Raw genomic sequence first — 15,091 nt, 5'->3', positions numbered from 1 at the left:
CACCCCGGCACCCGAGTCGGACCGATGCACCCGGCAGCTCGCCGGGCGGAACGGAGATCACACCACCCCATGCCTGCTGACCACACCGAACAGACCCGCTACGCCTTCGTCGTCGCCTCGAACCGCCTGCCGGTGGACCGGGTGGTCGACCAGGACGGCAACGAGGGGTGGCGGCACTCGCCGGGTGGCCTCGTCACCGCACTCGAGCCCGTGATGCGTGCGAACGACGGTGCGTGGGTCGGCTGGGTCGGCCAGCCCGAGGTCGAGGTCGCGCCGTTCGACAACGAGGGCATCCACATCGTGCCGGTCCCGCTGTCGGACGACGACGTCGAGGAGTACTACGAGGGCTTCAGCAACGACACCCTCTGGCCGCTGTACCACGACGTCATCGAGCACCCGAGCTACCACCGCGACTGGTGGAACGCGTACAAGCGGGTCAACGAGCGCTTCGCCGCCCAGATCGCCGAGATCACCGAGCAGGACGGCATCGTCTGGGTGCAGGACTACCAGCTGCAGCTCGTGCCGGCCCTGCTCCGCGCCAAGCGTCCCGACCTGACGATCGGCTTCTTCAACCACATCCCGTTCCCGCCCGTCGGCATCTACGCGCAGCTGCCGTGGCGTGCGCAGATCCTCGACGGCCTGCTCGGCGCCGACGTCATCGGCTTCCAGCGCCACGACGACGCCAGCGACTTCCTCCGCGCGGTCCGCCACATCAAGGGCTACACGACGAAGGGGCAGACGATCGACGTCCCCGTCGACGACCCGGACGCCCCGCGCAGCCGCAAGGGCATCACGGTCCGCCACGTCGAGGCCCGGCACTTCCCGATCTCGATCGACGCCGAGGCCTTCGAGGAGATCGCGCGGCGTCCCGAGGTGCAGGAGCGCGCCCGCGAGATCCGTCAGAGCCTCGGCAACCCGAAGACGGTGCTGCTCGGGGTTGACCGGCTCGACTACACCAAGGGCATCCGGCACCGCATCAAGGCCTTCGGCGAACTCGTCGAGGACGGTCGCATCAAGGTCGAGGACGCCGCGCTCATCCAGGTCGCGAGCCCGAGCCGCGAGCGCGTCGACACCTACGCAACGCTCCGCGACGAGATCGAGCTGAGCGTCGGCCGGATCAACGGCGACCTCGGCGTGATCGGCCACCAGCCCATCTCCTACCTGCACCACGGCTACCCGCGCGAGGAGATGGTGGCGCTCTACCTGGCCGCCGACATCATGCTCGTCACCGCGCTGCGCGACGGCATGAACCTCGTCGCGAAGGAGTACGTCGCCGCACGCTTCGACAGCGACGGGGTGCTCATCCTGTCCGAGTTCGCCGGTGCCGCCGACGAGCTGAAGCAGGCCGTCATCGTGAACCCGCACGACATCGGCGCGCTGAAGGACAGCATCGAACGTGCCATCCAGATGCCGCGCCGCGAGCGTTCGACGCGGATGCGCGCGCTCCGCAAGCGGGTGCGCGACAACGACGTGGCGCGCTGGTCGCGCTCGTTCCTCGAGGCGCTCGACCGCCACGCGCCGCGGAACGCCCAGCTGGATCCGTCCGCCACCGATCCGGCGGACCGGCACCGCGAAGCGCAGACCGACAACATGTCGATCTTCGACCAGGACGCGCAGTCCGCCAGGGCTGCCGAGGACACCCGGGAGGCACGTGATGACTGAGCAGACCACCCACGTCGACGAGTCGGCAGCTCCAGGGCTCGACGCCGCGCTGGACGCGCTGGCCCGCGCCGGGCGCGTGATCGTCGCCCTCGACTTCGACGGCACGCTCGCTCCGTTCGCCGACGAGCCGTCGCAGGTCGGTGCCCTGCCGGGGTCGTGGGCCGCGGTCCTCACCCTGCACCGGGCGAAGGACACCGAGGTCGTGCTCGTCTCGGGCCGCCCCCTCGGCAGCCTGGCCGCGGTGTCGCACGCGCCGCAGGACATGGCACTCGTCGGGTCGCACGGCGTCGAGTGGCGCGTGGACGGCCACGACGAGGCAGCACTCACCGACGACGAGGTCGCCCGGGTCGCACGGATCGGCGCAGCGCTCGACGAGGTCGGCGCGCGGTACCCCGGCGTCGTCATCGAGCACAAGCCGGCCGGGCACGGCGTGCACACCCGCCGGGTGAGCGCCGAGGTCGCCGCGCAGGCGAACGCCGACGCGAGCCGTGCGGCGCACGAGGCCGACGCCGGCGTGCTCGAACGCGGCGGCAAGGACATCGTCGAGTTCGCCGTCCGGCACGTCACCAAGGGCGACGCCATCGTGCGGCTGCGCGAGCTCCACGGCGCTGACGCGGTGTTCTTCGCCGGTGACGACGTCACCGACGAGGACGGCTTCCGCGTGCTCGGCGACGGCGACGTCGGCGTGAAGGTGGGCCCGGGGGAGACCCGTGCCGGGTTCCGCATCGCGGACCCGGCGGCCCTGACCGACGTCCTGAAGCAGCTCGCGCGCCTCCGTGCGACGCGCTGATGAGGTGATCCGGGCCTCCCGGTCGACACGCGGAAGCATGCGAACGCATGAAGGTGCGCAACTGGTATCCCAATCCGTCCTAGACTCCACCCATGCCTGATATCGACGTCAAGCCGCGCAGCCGGGTCGTCACCGACGGGATCGAAGCAACCACCTCGCGTGGCATGCTGCGGGCCGTCGGTATGGGAGACGAGGACTGGAGCAAGCCGCAGATCGGCATCGCGTCCTCGTGGAACGAGATCACGCCCTGCAACCTGTCGCTCGACCGCCTCGCGCAGGGTGCCAAGGAAGGCGTCCACTCCGGTGGCGGCTACCCGCTGCAGTTCGGCACCATCTCCGTCTCGGACGGCATCTCGATGGGGCACGAGGGCATGCACTTCTCGCTCGTCTCGCGTGAGGTCATCGCGGACAGCGTCGAGACCGTCGTCAACGCCGAGCGCCTCGACGGCACCGTCCTGCTCGCCGGCTGCGACAAGTCGCTCCCCGGCATGCTCATGGCAGCGGCGCGCCTCGACCTCGCGAGCGTCTTCCTCTACGCGGGCTCGGTCATGCCGGGCTACGTGAAGCAGGCCGACGGCACCATGAAGGAGGTCACGATCATCGACTCCTTCGAGGGCGTCGGTGCCTGCAAGGCGGGCACCATGTCCGAGGAAGAGCTGAAGAAGATCGAGTGCGCCATCGTCCCGGGCGAGGGCGCCTGCGGTGGCATGTACACGGCCAACACCATGGCGAGCGTGGCCGAGGCCCTCGGCATGTCGCTGCCGGGCTCCGCTGCCCCGCCGAGCGCCGACCGCCGCCGCGACTACTACGCGCACCGTTCCGGCGAGGCCGTCGTGAACATGCTCGAGCACGGCATCACCGCCCGCCAGATCCTGACGAAGGAAGCCTTCGAGAACGCGATCGCCGTCGCGATGGCCCTCGGCGGCTCCACCAACGTCATCCTGCACCTGCTCGCCATCGCCTACGAGGCCGAGGTCGAACTGTCGCTGGACGACTTCAACCGCATCGGCTCGAAGGTCCCGCACCTGGCCGACATGAAGCCCTTCGGCAAGTACGTCATGGTCGACGTGGACCGCAACGGCGGCATCCCGGTGATCATGAAGGCGCTGCTCGACGCCGGCCTGCTGCACGGTGACTGCCTGACCGTGACGGGCAAGACCGTCGCCGAGAACCTGGCCGAGATCGACCCGCCGGCGCTCGACGGCGAGGTCTTCCGCACGCTCGACAACCCGATCCACGAGACCGGTGGCCTGACGGTGCTGCAGGGCACCTTCGCGCCCGAGGGTGCCGTGGTGAAGACGGCCGGCTTCGACGCCGAGGTCTTCGAGGGCCCCGCTCGGGTGTTCGACCGCGAGCGCTCCGCCATGGACGCCCTGACCGAGGGGAAGATCCAGAAGGGCGACGTCGTCGTCATCCGCTACGAGGGCCCCAAGGGCGGCCCGGGCATGCGCGAGATGCTGGCGATCACCGCAGCCATCAAGGGCGCGGGCCTCGGCAAGGATGTACTACTCTTGACCGACGGACGATTCTCAGGCGGCACAACCGGCCTGTGCATCGGCCACATCGCACCCGAGGCAGTGGACGCAGGTCCAGTTGCCTTCGTGCGCGATGGCGACCGCATCCGTGTCGACATCGCGGCTCGCTCGCTCGACCTACTGGTCGACCCGACCGAGCTGGAGGCCCGCCGTGACGGCTGGGCCCCACTGCCCCCGCGCTACACCCGCGGAGTCCTCGCGAAGTACGCCAAGCTCGTGAAGTCCGCCGCCCAGGGCGCGGTCACGGGCTAGCGTTCGACACCCGCACCATCGCCACCTCTCCAGGCAAGGACCACCTCATGTCCACGGAAGCCACTCCGCTGTCCGCGGCCGCCGGTGCACGCCGGTCGCCGGAGATCCTGACCGGCTCGGGAGCCGTCCTCCGGACGCTCGAGCACCTCGGGATCACCGACGTCTTCGGCCTGCCGGGCGGTGCCATCATCCCGTTCTACGACGAGCTCATGGCGTCGAAGACGATCCGCCACATCCTCGTCCGCCACGAGCAGGGCGCCGGCCACGCCGCCGAGGGCTACGCCTCGTCGTCCGGCAAGGTCGGCGTCGCCATCGCGACGTCCGGCCCCGGCGCGACGAACCTCGTCACGGCCATCGCCGACGCGTACATGGACTCGGTGCCCTTCATCGCGATCACCGGTCAGGTGTTCTCGACGCTGATGGGGACCGACGCGTTCCAAGAAGCCGACATCGTCGGCATCACGATGCCGATCACGAAGCACTCGTTCCTGGTGACCGACCCGGCCGACGTGCCGGCGACCCTCGCCGCGGCGCACCTCATCGCGACGACCGGACGCCCCGGCCCCGTGCTGGTCGACATCACGAAGGACGCCCAGCAGAAGTCGGCGCCCTACGTCTGGCCGCCCAAGATCGACCTGCCCGGATACCGTCCGGTCACCAAGGCGCACGGCAAGCAGATCACCGCGGCCGCGCAGCTCCTGGCCGAGGCCGAGCGCCCCGTGCTCTACGTCGGCGGCGGCGTCATCCGCTCCCGCGCGACGGCCGAGCTGCTCCGGTTCGCCGAGGCCACCGGTGCGCCGGTCGTGACGACGCTGATGGCCCGCGGTGCCTTCCCCGACTCGCACCCGCAGCACCTCGGCATGCCCGGCATGCACGGCACCGTCCCGGCGGTGCTCGGCCTGCAGGACAGTGACCTCATCATCGCGCTCGGTGCCCGGTTCGACGACCGCGTGACCGGCAAGGCCGACGAGTTCGCGCCGAACGCCAAGGTCGTGCACGTCGACATCGACCCGGCCGAGATCTCGAAGATCCGCTTCGCCGACGTCCCGATCGTGGGCGACGCGCGCGAGGTCCTGGTCGACCTGCTCGACGCCTGGGGCGGCATCGCCGTCGACGACCGTGCATCGACCGCCGAGTGGTGGACCAAGCTCCGCCAGCTCAAGGTCGACTTCCCGCTCGGGTACGCGGAGCCCACCGACGGCCTGCTGGCCCCGCAGGCCATCATCAAGCGCATCGGTGAGCTCTCCGGCCCCGAGGCGGTCTACGCCTCCGGAGTCGGCCAGCACCAGATGTGGTCGGCGCAGTTCATCAAGTACGAGCGCCCGAACGCCTGGTTGAACTCCGGCGGCGCGGGCACGATGGGCTACTCGGTCCCTGCGGCCATGGGTGCCAAGGTTGCGCAGCCCGACCGTGTGGTCTGGGCCATCGACGGCGACGGCTGCTTCCAGATGACGAACCAGGAACTCGCGACCTGCGTCATCAACGACATCCCGATCAAGGTCGCGATCATCAACAACTCGTCGCTCGGCATGGTGCGGCAGTGGCAGACGCTGTTCTACGACGGCCGCCACTCGTTCACCGACCTCGAGACCGGTCACGACTCGCGCCGCGTGCCCGACTTCGTGAAGCTGGCCGACGCGTACGGCGCCCTCGGCATCCGGGTCGAGAAGGCGGACGAGGTCGATGCCGCCATCCAGCTGGCCCTCGAGACGAACGACCGACCCGTGGTGATCGACTTCGTCGTCAGCCGTGACTCGATGGTCTGGCCGATGGTCCCGCAGGGCGTCAGCAACTCGTCCATCGAGTACGCCCAGGCCCTCGCACCCACCTGGGACGACGAGGACGCCGACATGACGGGGGAAACCGCATGAGCCACGTCCTGTCCCTCCTCGTCGAGGACAAGCCCGGTCTGCTGACCCGCGTCGCCGGCCTGTTCGCCCGTCGCGGGTTCAACATCGAGTCGCTCGCCGTCGGCAACACCGAGGTCGACGGCCTCAGCCGGATCACGGTCGTCGTCGACGTCGAGGACCTCCCGCTCGAGCAGGTGACGAAGCAGCTCAACAAGCTCGTCAACGTCATCAAGATCGTCGAACTGGACTTCTCGCAGTCCGTCCAGCGCGAGCACATGCTCGTGAAGGTCCGTGTCGACAACCAGACGCGGTCGGCCGTGCTCGAGGCAGTGACCCTGTTCCGCGCACAGGTCGTCGACGTCGCGAACGACTCGCTCATCGTCGAGGTGACCGGAGACCCCGGCAAGATCCAGGCGATCCTCCGCGTCCTCGAGCCCTACGGCATCAAGGAGCTCGCACGTGCGGGGCTCCTCGGCATGGGCCGCGGACCGAAGAGCATCACCGACCGAGTGCGCTGACCAGCGGTCCGCCACCCCCACAGACCACCAGAACCAAGGAGACACACCCTCGTGACTGACATCGTGTACGACGCCGACGCCGACCTGACGCTCATCCAGGGCAAGAAGGTCGCCGTCATCGGGTACGGCTCGCAGGGCCACGCCCACGCCCTCAACCTCCGTGACTCGGGCGTCGAGGTCAAGATCGGCCTCAAGGAGGGCTCGAAGAGCCGCCAGAAGGCCGAAGAGGCCGGCTTCGAGGTCCTCACCCCGGCCGACGTCACCGCCTGGGCCGACGTCGTCGTCATCCTCGCGCCGGACCAGGTCCAGCGCATCGTCTACGCCGACGACATCCGTCCGAACCTGAAGCCGGGCGCGACGCTCGTCTTCGGCCACGGCTTCAACATCCGCTTCGGCTACATCGAGGCTCCGGAGGGCGTCGACGTGTCGCTCGTCGCCCCGAAGGGCCCGGGTCACACCGTCCGCCGCGAGTACGAGGCCGGCCGTGGCGTCCCCGTGATCGTCGCGGTCGAGGTCGATGCCTCGGGTTCCGCCTGGGACCTCGCCTGGTCGTACTCCAAGGCCATCGGTGGCCTGCGCTCCGGTGGCATCAAGACCACGTTCACCGAGGAGACCGAGACCGACCTGTTCGGCGAGCAGGCCGTCCTGTGCGGTGGCACCTCGCAGCTCATCCAGTACGGCTTCGAGACCCTGGTCGAGGCGGGCTACCAGCCGCAGATCGCCTACTTCGAGGTCCTGCACGAGCTCAAGCTCATCGTCGACCTGATCTGGGAGGGCGGCCTCACCAAGCAGCGCTGGTCGATCTCCGACACGGCCGAGTTCGGTGACTACGTCTCCGGTCCGCGCGTGATCTCGCCCGACGTCAAGGAGAACATGAAGGCGGTGCTCGCGGACATCCAGAACGGTGCCTTCGCGAAGCGCTTCATCGACGACCAGGACGCTGGCGCACCCGAGTTCAAGGCGCTGCGCGCCAAGGGCGAGGGCCACCCGATCGAGGCGACCGGCCGCGAGCTCCGTGCGCTCTTCGCGTGGAAGCAGAACGACGGCGACTACGTGGACGGCTCGGCAGCGCGGTAGTCTTCCGAGGAACACTCGATGACGAGGCGGCGGTGCAGCCCTTGCACCGCCGCCTCGCGACGTGACCCGAACGTTATGCAGCAGCTCTTCTCCAGCCCCGACGCCGTGGACCGGCGTCCCCTCGGCGTGCGCCCGGACGATGTGCGACAGTCGTCGGCCGCGGTCCGTCCGAGCGGTCAGGGACGGACCGACCAGCATGGGATGATCATCGGATGGCGGTGACGAAACGAGCGGTCCACATCGGCGCCGGCAAGATCGGGCGCGGGTTCGTGGGCCAGTTCCTCGTGGCGAGCGGCTACGAGCTCACCTTCGTCGACGTCGACGAACGCGTCGTGTCCGCACTGAACGAAGCCGGCCGCTTCGTGGTGCACGAGGTCGGCGAGATGCCGGTCGAGCACCTCGTCTACGGCTTCCGGGCGCTCAGCAGCAAGACCGACCGCGAGCGCGTGGTCCGGGCCATCGCCGATGCGGACGTCGTGACGACCGCCGTCGGTGCCCGCACCCTGCCGCTCGTCGCGCCGCTCATCGCCGAGGGACTCGCGGCCCGACCGCTGGAGCGTGGCGACGTGACGATCGTGGCGTGCGAGAACGCGTTCAACGCCACCGACTCGCTGCACGCCAGCATCCGGCGTGCCCCCGTGCTCGAGGACCGCGACATCGCCGCCGTCTTCGCGAACTGCGCCATCGACCGCATCGTCCCCGACCAGTCCGGCGTGCTCGGGCAGTCCGGCGGCCTCGACGTCGTGCTCGAGCCCTTCTACGAATGGGTCATCGAGCGCACGCCGTTCCTCGGTTCCGACGCCGAGCCGCCGATGATCGCGGGCGTCACCTGGGTCGACGACCTGCAGCCGTTCGTCGAGCGCAAGCTCTACACGGTGAACACCGCACACGCGACGGCGGCCTACCACGGCTACGTCCGCGGCATCCGGCTCATCCGCGAAGCCCTCGAGGACGAGGCCGTCCGGGCCGAGGTCGACGGGGTGCTCGCGGAGACCACCGCACTGCTCGTCGCGAAGCACGGCTTCGACCCGGAGGAGCACGCGCGCTACGTCGCGGCGAACCTCTCCCGCATCGCGAACCCGCACCTGCCGGACACCACCGTGCGCGTCGGCCGCAACCCGCTCCGGAAGCTCGGGCGCCGCGAGCGCTTCGTCGGCCCCGCCGCGCAGCTCGCCGAACGCGGCCTGCCCGTCGAGCACCTGCTCGGCGCCGTCCGGGTCGCCCTGGCGTTCGACGACGAGAACGACCCGGAGTCGATCGAACTGCACGCGCTGCTGCGCTCGGGGGCGACCGCGCACGCGCTCACCGAGATCCTCACCGGCCTGATGGAGAGCCATCCGCTCTTCCCGGCGGTGCGCGACGTCGTCGCCGAGGTGCTCACGACGCAGCCCGCCGACGCCTGACCACCCGTCCCACAGCAGACGCATGGTCTCCTCGTGCGCTCGTCCCTCGTAGGATCGAGCCATGAACACGGCAGCATCCCCTCCCGACGGGTCGGTCGACCCGGACGTGACGAACGCCGTCGACCACGACGACGACGCACTCAGCTGGGGTGACGCGGACGACGCCACGCACGTCGACGCCGCCCACAACCCGGTCGCCGTCAAGGACCGTGGCGACCGCGACCCCGAGGCACCGGAGACCTCCGGTGCGCTCGTCGGGTTCGGCGTCTTCGGCGGGCTCTACCTGCTGTACACCGTCGCCTGGCTGCTGACGGCGTCCACCTCGTACGTCTCGGGTGTCGACACCGTCCTGACCGTCTTCGTCGAGGTGCTCCGCTTCCTCGCCATCACCGCTCCGGCGCTCTGGTTCACGGTCGTGCTGTGGGCCGCCCGTGGCAGCCGCACGCGCACCCGGCTGCTCTGGATGCTGCTCGGCGCCGTCGTGCTGTTCCCGTGGCCGTTCCTGCTGACCCGGAGCTTCGGGTGACCGCCGCGACGCCGGCTGCCGCCGGTCCGATCGTCGGACGCGTCGTGGTCTGGGTGGTCTTCGCCGCGCTGTTCGCGTACATGACGGTGCAGGCGGTCGGGAACCTCACGCAGATCTCGCAGCGGGTCGACGACTTCAACGCGTTCCTGGCGACGACCTCCGGTGGCGCGTCGCTGCAGGCCAGTACGCCGTGGGTCTGGCTGGTCCTCGACATCGCGATCGGTCCCGTCGCGTTCGTGGTCGCGCTCTGGGTCACCCGACGGGCCCGGCTCGCCGTGACCGTCGCGGTGTTCGTCCTCGCCTTCGCGGCAGCCGGCGCGCTCTGGCTCGACCTGCAGCTGTTCGTGCCGAGCTTGCTGCAGTTCTAGGCTCGCGCGGTCGTAACGACCGGCACACGTCGATAGCATGGTGGGATACCAACCGTCTCTCGTGAGGAAACAGCAGCTGTGTCGAAGCCGGTCGTCCTGATCGCCGAAGAACTCTCGCCCGCCACGGTCGACGCCCTCGGGCCCGACTTCGAGATCCGGAACGTGGACGGCACCGACCGGCCCGCGCTCCTGTCGGCCCTCGCCGACGCGGATGCCGTGCTGGTGCGATCCGCCACCAAGGTCGATGCCGAGGCGATCGCCGCGGCCCCGAACCTCAAGGTCGTCGCCCGTGCCGGTGTCGGCCTGGACAACGTCGACATCAAGGCGGCGACCACCGCCGGTGTCATGGTGGTGAACGCGCCGACGTCCAACATCATCTCCGCCGCCGAGCTCACCGTCGGGCACATCCTGTCGCTCGCGCGCCACATCCCGGCCGCGCACGCGTCGCTGGCCGCCGGTGCGTGGAAGCGCTCGTCCTACACGGGCGTCGAGCTGTACGAGAAGACCGTCGGCATCATCGGCCTCGGCCGCATCGGTGCGCTCATCACGCAGCGTCTGCAGGCGTTCGGCGTCCAGGTCATCGCGTACGACCCCTACGTCACGACGGCCCGGGCCCAGCAGCTCGGGGTCGAGCTCGTCTCGCTCGACGACCTGCTGCGGCGTGCGGACTTCGTCACCATCCACATGCCGCGCACCCCCGAGACCCTCGGCATGATCTCGGACGGCCAGTTCGCGCTCATGAAGCCGACGGCGTTCGTCGTGAACGTCGCCCGTGGCGGACTGATCGACGAGGATGCCCTGCACCGCGCACTGACCGCGAACACCATCGCGGGTGCCGGCCTCGACGTCTTCGTGTCGGAGCCCCCGAAGGACTCCCCGCTCGTCTCGCTGCCGAACGTCGTCGTCACGCCGCACCTCGGCGCCTCGACCGACGAAGCGCAGGAGAAGGCCGGTGTCTCGGTCGCCAAGTCGGTGCGCCTCGCGCTCGGCGGCGAGCTCGTGCCGGACGCCGTCAACGTCGCCGGTGGCGTCATCGACCCGTACGTGCGCCCGGGCATCCCGCTGGTCGAGAAGCTCGGTCAGGTCTTCACGGCCCTCGCCACCTCGCCCGTCACGAGCATCGACGTCGAGGTCCACGGCGAGCTCGCCGCCTACGACGTCAGCGTGCTCAAGCTCGCGGCGCTGAAGGGCGTCTTCACCGACGTCGTCAGCGACCAGGTCTCGTACGTCAACGCCCCGCTCATCGCGGAACAGCGCGGTGTCACGGTGCGGCTCATCACCGAGCAGGACAGCCCCGAGTACCGCAACGTCCTCACGATCCGCGGCGCGCAGTCCGACGGCCCTGCGATCAGCGTGTCCGGCACGCTCACCGGCCCGAAGCAGGTCGAGAAGGTCGTCGAGATCAACGGCCACGACGTCGAGGTCCCGCTCGACAAGCACCACGTCGTGATGGAGTACATCGACCGGCCGGGCATCGTCGCGGTGTACGGCAAGGAGTTCGGCGAAGCCGGTATCAACATCGCGGCCATGCAGATCTCGCGCGAAGCCGCCGGGGGCCAGGCCCTCAGCGTCCTGACCGTCGACTCGCCCGTGCCCGCCGAGATCCTCGAGCACGTCGGCCGGGCGATCGACGCCTCCTCGCTCCGCGAGATCGACATCACGCTCTGATGGACGTCCGGACGCTCAAGCTCGCGGTGATCCGTGGCGACGGCATCGGTCCAGAGGTCGTCGACGAGGCCCTCAAGGTCCTGCACGCCGTGACCCCGGCCGACCTCGTGATCGAGGAGACCCCGTTCTCGCTCGGCGCCACCCGGTACCTCGAGACCGGCGACATCCTCACCGAGGACGACATGTCGGCCATCGCGTCGCACGACGCGATCCTGCTCGGCGCCGTCGGCGGAGACCCGCGTGACCCCCGCCTCGCCGGTGGGATCATCGAACGCGGCCTGTTGCTCAAGCTCCGCTTCGCGTTCGACCACTACGTCAACCTGCGACCGACGAAGGTCCACGACGCCGTCGCGACCCCGCTCGCAGCACCGGGCGAGGTCGACTTCGTCGTCGTGCGCGAGGGCACCGAGGGGCCGTACGTCGGCAACGGCGGCGCGATCCGCACGGGCACCCCGCAGGAGATCGCGACCGAGGTCTCGCTGAACACGGCGTTCGGTGTCGAGCGGGTCGTCCGCTACGCCTTCGAGCTGGCGAACCGTCGCGCGCGCAAGCACCTGACGCTCGTGCACAAGAGCAACGTGCTGGTGCACGCCGGTGCCCTCTGGCAGCGCACCGTCGCGGCCGTCGGGCCGGAGTTCCCGGACGTCACGGTGGACTACCAGCACGTCGATGCGGTGACCATCCACATGGTGAAGGAACCTGCTAGGTTCGACGTCATCGTCACCGACAACCTCTTCGGCGACATCATCACCGACCTGGCCGGCGCGATCAGCGGCGGCATCGGTCTGGCGGCCTCGGGCAACATCAACCCGGACGGCACCTTCCCCAGCATGTTCGAGCCGGTCCACGGCTCCGCGCCGGACATCGCGGGTCAGCAGCAGGCCGATCCGACGGCTGCCATCCTCTCCGTCGCACTGCTGCTCGACCACATCGGTCGCAGCGACCTGGCGACGGCGGTGACGCGGGCCGTCGAGGCAGACCTGGCAGACCGGGGCACCACGCAGCGTCGCACGGCCGAGATCGGCGACGCCATCGCCGCCGCGGCCACGGCACGCACCACCACCGCCTGAGAAGGAGCCTCCCCATGAGCACCGACACCGCCTTCGGACTCGAGTTCGCCACCACCCCGTCCGCGGATCGTCGTGCCGCAGCCGAGCGCGAGGAGATCCTCGCCGACCCGGGGTTCGGCAAGCACTTCACGGACCACATGGCCACCGTAGAGTGGACGCTCGACGACGGCTGGCACAGCGCCTCCGTGCACCCGTACGGACCGCTGTCGCTCGACCCGAGTGCGAGCGTGCTGCACTACGCCCAGGAGATCTTCGAGGGACTCAAGGCGTACCGGCACGCTGACGGCTCGGTGTGGTCGTTCCGCCCGGACGCCAACGCGCGCCGTTTCCAGCGGTCGGCCCGTCGCCTGGCGTTGCCGGAACTGCCGATCGAGGCCTTCGTCGAGTCCATCCGCCAGCTGGTGCAGACCGACGTCGACTGGGTGCCGTCCGCGCCCGAGACGAGCCTGTACCTCCGGCCGTTCATGATCGCCACCGAGTCGTTCCTGGGGGTGCGCGCTGCCCAGGCGGTCGCGTACCACTGCATCGCCAGCCCGGCCGGGGCGTACTTCACCTCGGGTCCGAAGCCGGTCTCGATCTGGTTGTCGACCCAGTACGCCCGCGCCGGCAAGGGCGGGACCGGTGCTGCCAAGACCGGCGGCAACTACGCGTCGTCGCTGCTGCCCCAGCAAGAGGCCTACGAGCACGGGTGCCAGCAGGTCATGTTCCTCGACTCGGTCGAGGGCAAGTACCTCGAAGAGCTCGGCGGCATGAACGTCGTGCTGGTGAAGTCGGACGGCACGCTCGTGACACCCGACTCCGAATCCATCCTCGAGGGCATCACGCGCGACTCGATCCTGCAGCTCGCCGAGGACCGGGGGCTCACGGTCGAGAAGCGTCGCGTGACCCTCGACGAGTGGCGCGACGGCGTGGCCGACGGGTCCATCACCGAGGCGTTCGCGTGCGGCACGGCAGCCGTCGTCACCCCGATCGCGGAACTCCGTGGCGAGGGCTTCACCATCGGTTCACCGACCGAGGGCGCCGGCGAACTGACGATGTCCCTGCGCGACGAGCTCACCGACATCCAGTACGGTCGCCGCGCCGACCCGCACGGGTGGATGACGAAGCTGACCGACGCGTCCTGATCGACGCTCGAGCGTGGGTAGGGTCGAACGGTGAAGATCGCACGGTTCAGCAGCAAGGGTGAAGACCCCCGGTACGGCATCCTCGACGAACGGCACTTGGTGGTGCTCGCCGGAGACCCGATGTACCAGGGGTTCGAGACCACGGGGGAGCGCGTCGCACTCGCCGACGCAAAGCTCCTCGCCCCCGTCATCCCGCGGTCGAAGGTCATCGGGGTGGGGCTCAACTACCTCGAGCACGCCTCGGAGATGGACGAGCGCGCCGGCGACGACCCGGTGGTGTTCCTCAAGCCGAACACCTCGGTGATCGGTCCGGACGAACCCATCCGCCTGCCCGCGGACATCGGTCGTGTCGACCACGAGGGTGAGCTGGCCATCGTGATCGGCTCGCTCGCGAAGAACGTCCGCCGTGAGGACTTCGCGAGCGTCGTCCTCGGCTACACGATCGCGAACGACGTGACCGCCCGCGACCTGCAGGCCCGCGACGGCCAGTGGACGCGGTCGAAGGGGTTCGACACCTTCTGCCCGCTCGGCCCCGTGATCGAGACCGAGATCGACCCGTCGGACATCCGCATCGAGACCCGCGTGGACGGCGACCTTCGCCAGGCCGGGTCGACGAACGAGATGGTCCACGACATCCCGTCACTGGTCGAGTTCGTGTCGTCGATCTGGACCCTGCTGCCCGGCGACGTCATCCTGACCGGGACCCCGGCGGGAGTCGGCCGCATCCGCGACGGCGAGGTCGTCGAGGTCACCATCTCCGGCATCGGCACCCTCAAGAACCCGGTGATCGCGCGCCACTGACCCGGCCCGTCACCACAACGGCCCGTTCCCCTTGGGGGAGCGGGCCGTTCTCCGTTGCCGGGCTGCTCTCGTGCTGTCCCGGCGCGACACGCCCGGGAGGTGGGGCGGTTGGCGGGGTGCTCGGGGGCTGTGTAGAGTTACCTCTCGTTGCCACGGCGGCGGAGAACGGAACGGCTGAGACGGTCACTGGGTTTACCTGGGGACCTTGTCCGCCAGGGTTCTTCCCCGGGTGACGGATTTGAAAGCCTCTCTGGCGAAGCCCCGTGTGGGTGGAGTGGGGGAGTGCGTCTGGTCCTTGAGAACTCAACAGCGTGCACATTGTCAATGCCAATTTATTGATTGACCTCGTGCCTGGTCGGCTTGCTGACTAGGTCATGATGCAATTCCTTTTGGATTGAAGATTGTCAGTAGACAGTCAACAGTCAGAATCAACTCGGTCTGATGCCT

13 protein-coding genes are annotated in these 15,091 nt (G+C 69.3%); all 13 read left to right on the top strand.

Annotated elements, in window-relative coordinates; genetic code table 11:
- Positions 1 to 69: 69 nt before the first annotated feature.
- Positions 70 to 1,662: an alpha,alpha-trehalose-phosphate synthase (UDP-forming) gene (gene otsA, locus ITJ59_RS13700; RefSeq protein ID WP_194651876.1), complete on the top strand. Its 1,593-nt coding sequence runs from the start codon at positions 70 to 72 to the stop codon at positions 1,660 to 1,662.
- Positions 1,655 to 2,452 carry a trehalose-phosphatase gene (gene otsB / locus ITJ59_RS13695; RefSeq protein WP_194651875.1) on the top strand — a complete coding sequence of 266 codons (798 nt, stop codon included), beginning with the start codon at positions 1,655 to 1,657 and terminating at the stop codon, positions 2,450 to 2,452. The genes otsA and otsB overlap by 8 nt, the downstream gene beginning before the upstream one ends.
- A gap of 92 nt (positions 2,453 to 2,544) precedes the next feature.
- Positions 2,545 to 4,239 (top strand): dihydroxy-acid dehydratase, encoded by a 1,695-nt coding sequence (gene ilvD, locus ITJ59_RS13690; RefSeq protein WP_194651874.1) that lies wholly within the window; start codon positions 2,545 to 2,547, stop codon positions 4,237 to 4,239.
- Positions 4,240 to 4,286: 47 nt separating this feature from the next.
- Positions 4,287 to 6,110, top strand: coding sequence for an acetolactate synthase large subunit (locus ITJ59_RS13685; protein WP_194651873.1), 1,824 nt, complete (start codon positions 4,287 to 4,289; stop codon positions 6,108 to 6,110).
- On the top strand, positions 6,107 to 6,607 hold the full coding sequence (gene ilvN, locus ITJ59_RS13680) for an acetolactate synthase small subunit (protein WP_194651872.1): 501 nt from the start codon (positions 6,107 to 6,109) through the stop codon (positions 6,605 to 6,607). Before ITJ59_RS13685 ends, ilvN begins: the two co-directional genes overlap by 4 nt.
- 51 nt (positions 6,608 to 6,658) lie before the next feature.
- Complete coding sequence (gene ilvC, locus ITJ59_RS13675) at positions 6,659 to 7,684, top strand: ketol-acid reductoisomerase (protein ID WP_111085939.1); 1,026 nt, start codon at positions 6,659 to 6,661, stop codon at positions 7,682 to 7,684.
- Positions 7,685 to 7,896: 212 nt separating this feature from the next.
- A complete protein-coding gene (locus tag ITJ59_RS13670; protein ID WP_194651871.1) occupies positions 7,897 to 9,087 on the top strand; it encodes a mannitol-1-phosphate 5-dehydrogenase in 1,191 nt (396 codons plus the stop codon).
- Between the two features lie 61 nt (positions 9,088 to 9,148).
- On the top strand, positions 9,149 to 9,613 hold the full coding sequence (locus ITJ59_RS13665) for a hypothetical protein (protein WP_194651870.1): 465 nt from the start codon (positions 9,149 to 9,151) through the stop codon (positions 9,611 to 9,613).
- On the top strand, positions 9,610 to 9,981 hold the full coding sequence (locus ITJ59_RS13660) for a hypothetical protein (protein ID WP_194651869.1): 372 nt from the start codon (positions 9,610 to 9,612) through the stop codon (positions 9,979 to 9,981). The genes ITJ59_RS13665 and ITJ59_RS13660 overlap by 4 nt, the downstream gene beginning before the upstream one ends.
- A gap of 78 nt (positions 9,982 to 10,059) precedes the next feature.
- Positions 10,060 to 11,649 (top strand): phosphoglycerate dehydrogenase, encoded by a 1,590-nt coding sequence (serA, locus tag ITJ59_RS13655; protein ID WP_194651868.1) that lies wholly within the window; start codon positions 10,060 to 10,062, stop codon positions 11,647 to 11,649.
- On the top strand, positions 11,649 to 12,719 hold the full coding sequence (locus ITJ59_RS13650; protein WP_194651867.1) for a 3-isopropylmalate dehydrogenase: 1,071 nt from the start codon (positions 11,649 to 11,651) through the stop codon (positions 12,717 to 12,719). Before serA ends, ITJ59_RS13650 begins: the two co-directional genes overlap by 1 nt.
- Positions 12,720 to 12,733: 14 nt before the next feature.
- Positions 12,734 to 13,843, top strand: coding sequence for a branched-chain amino acid aminotransferase (locus ITJ59_RS13645; RefSeq protein WP_194651866.1), 1,110 nt, complete (start codon positions 12,734 to 12,736; stop codon positions 13,841 to 13,843).
- A 30-nt stretch (positions 13,844 to 13,873) separates the two neighbouring features.
- A complete protein-coding gene (locus tag ITJ59_RS13640) occupies positions 13,874 to 14,644 on the top strand; it encodes a fumarylacetoacetate hydrolase family protein (RefSeq protein WP_194651865.1) in 771 nt (256 codons plus the stop codon).
- The last annotated feature ends 447 nt before the right edge of the window (positions 14,645 to 15,091 follow it).

Source organism: Curtobacterium sp. VKM Ac-1393 (genome assembly GCF_015350995.1).
GTDB lineage: Bacteria > Actinomycetota > Actinomycetes > Actinomycetales > Microbacteriaceae > Curtobacterium.
Note: the sequence above shows the minus strand (reverse complement) of the source record. Positions and strands in the feature narration are given on the sequence as shown.

Bases quoted from the DNA above. Each gene is read 5' to 3' on its own strand.
- otsA (WP_194651876.1), top strand. From the start codon at position 70: ATGCCTGCTGACCACACCGAACAGACCCGCTACGCCTTCGTCGTCGCC.
- otsB (WP_194651875.1), top strand. From the start codon at position 1,655: ATGACTGAGCAGACCACCCACGTCGACGAGTCGGCAGCTCCAGGGCTC.
- ilvD (WP_194651874.1), top strand. From the start codon at position 2,545: ATGCCTGATATCGACGTCAAGCCGCGCAGCCGGGTCGTCACCGACGGG.
- ITJ59_RS13685 (WP_194651873.1), top strand. From the start codon at position 4,287: ATGTCCACGGAAGCCACTCCGCTGTCCGCGGCCGCCGGTGCACGCCGG.
- ilvN (WP_194651872.1), top strand. From the start codon at position 6,107: ATGAGCCACGTCCTGTCCCTCCTCGTCGAGGACAAGCCCGGTCTGCTG.
- ITJ59_RS13670 (WP_194651871.1), top strand. From the start codon at position 7,897: ATGGCGGTGACGAAACGAGCGGTCCACATCGGCGCCGGCAAGATCGGG.
- ITJ59_RS13665 (WP_194651870.1), top strand. From the start codon at position 9,149: ATGAACACGGCAGCATCCCCTCCCGACGGGTCGGTCGACCCGGACGTG.
- ITJ59_RS13650 (WP_194651867.1), top strand. From the start codon at position 11,649: ATGGACGTCCGGACGCTCAAGCTCGCGGTGATCCGTGGCGACGGCATC.
- ITJ59_RS13645 (WP_194651866.1), top strand. From the start codon at position 12,734: ATGAGCACCGACACCGCCTTCGGACTCGAGTTCGCCACCACCCCGTCC.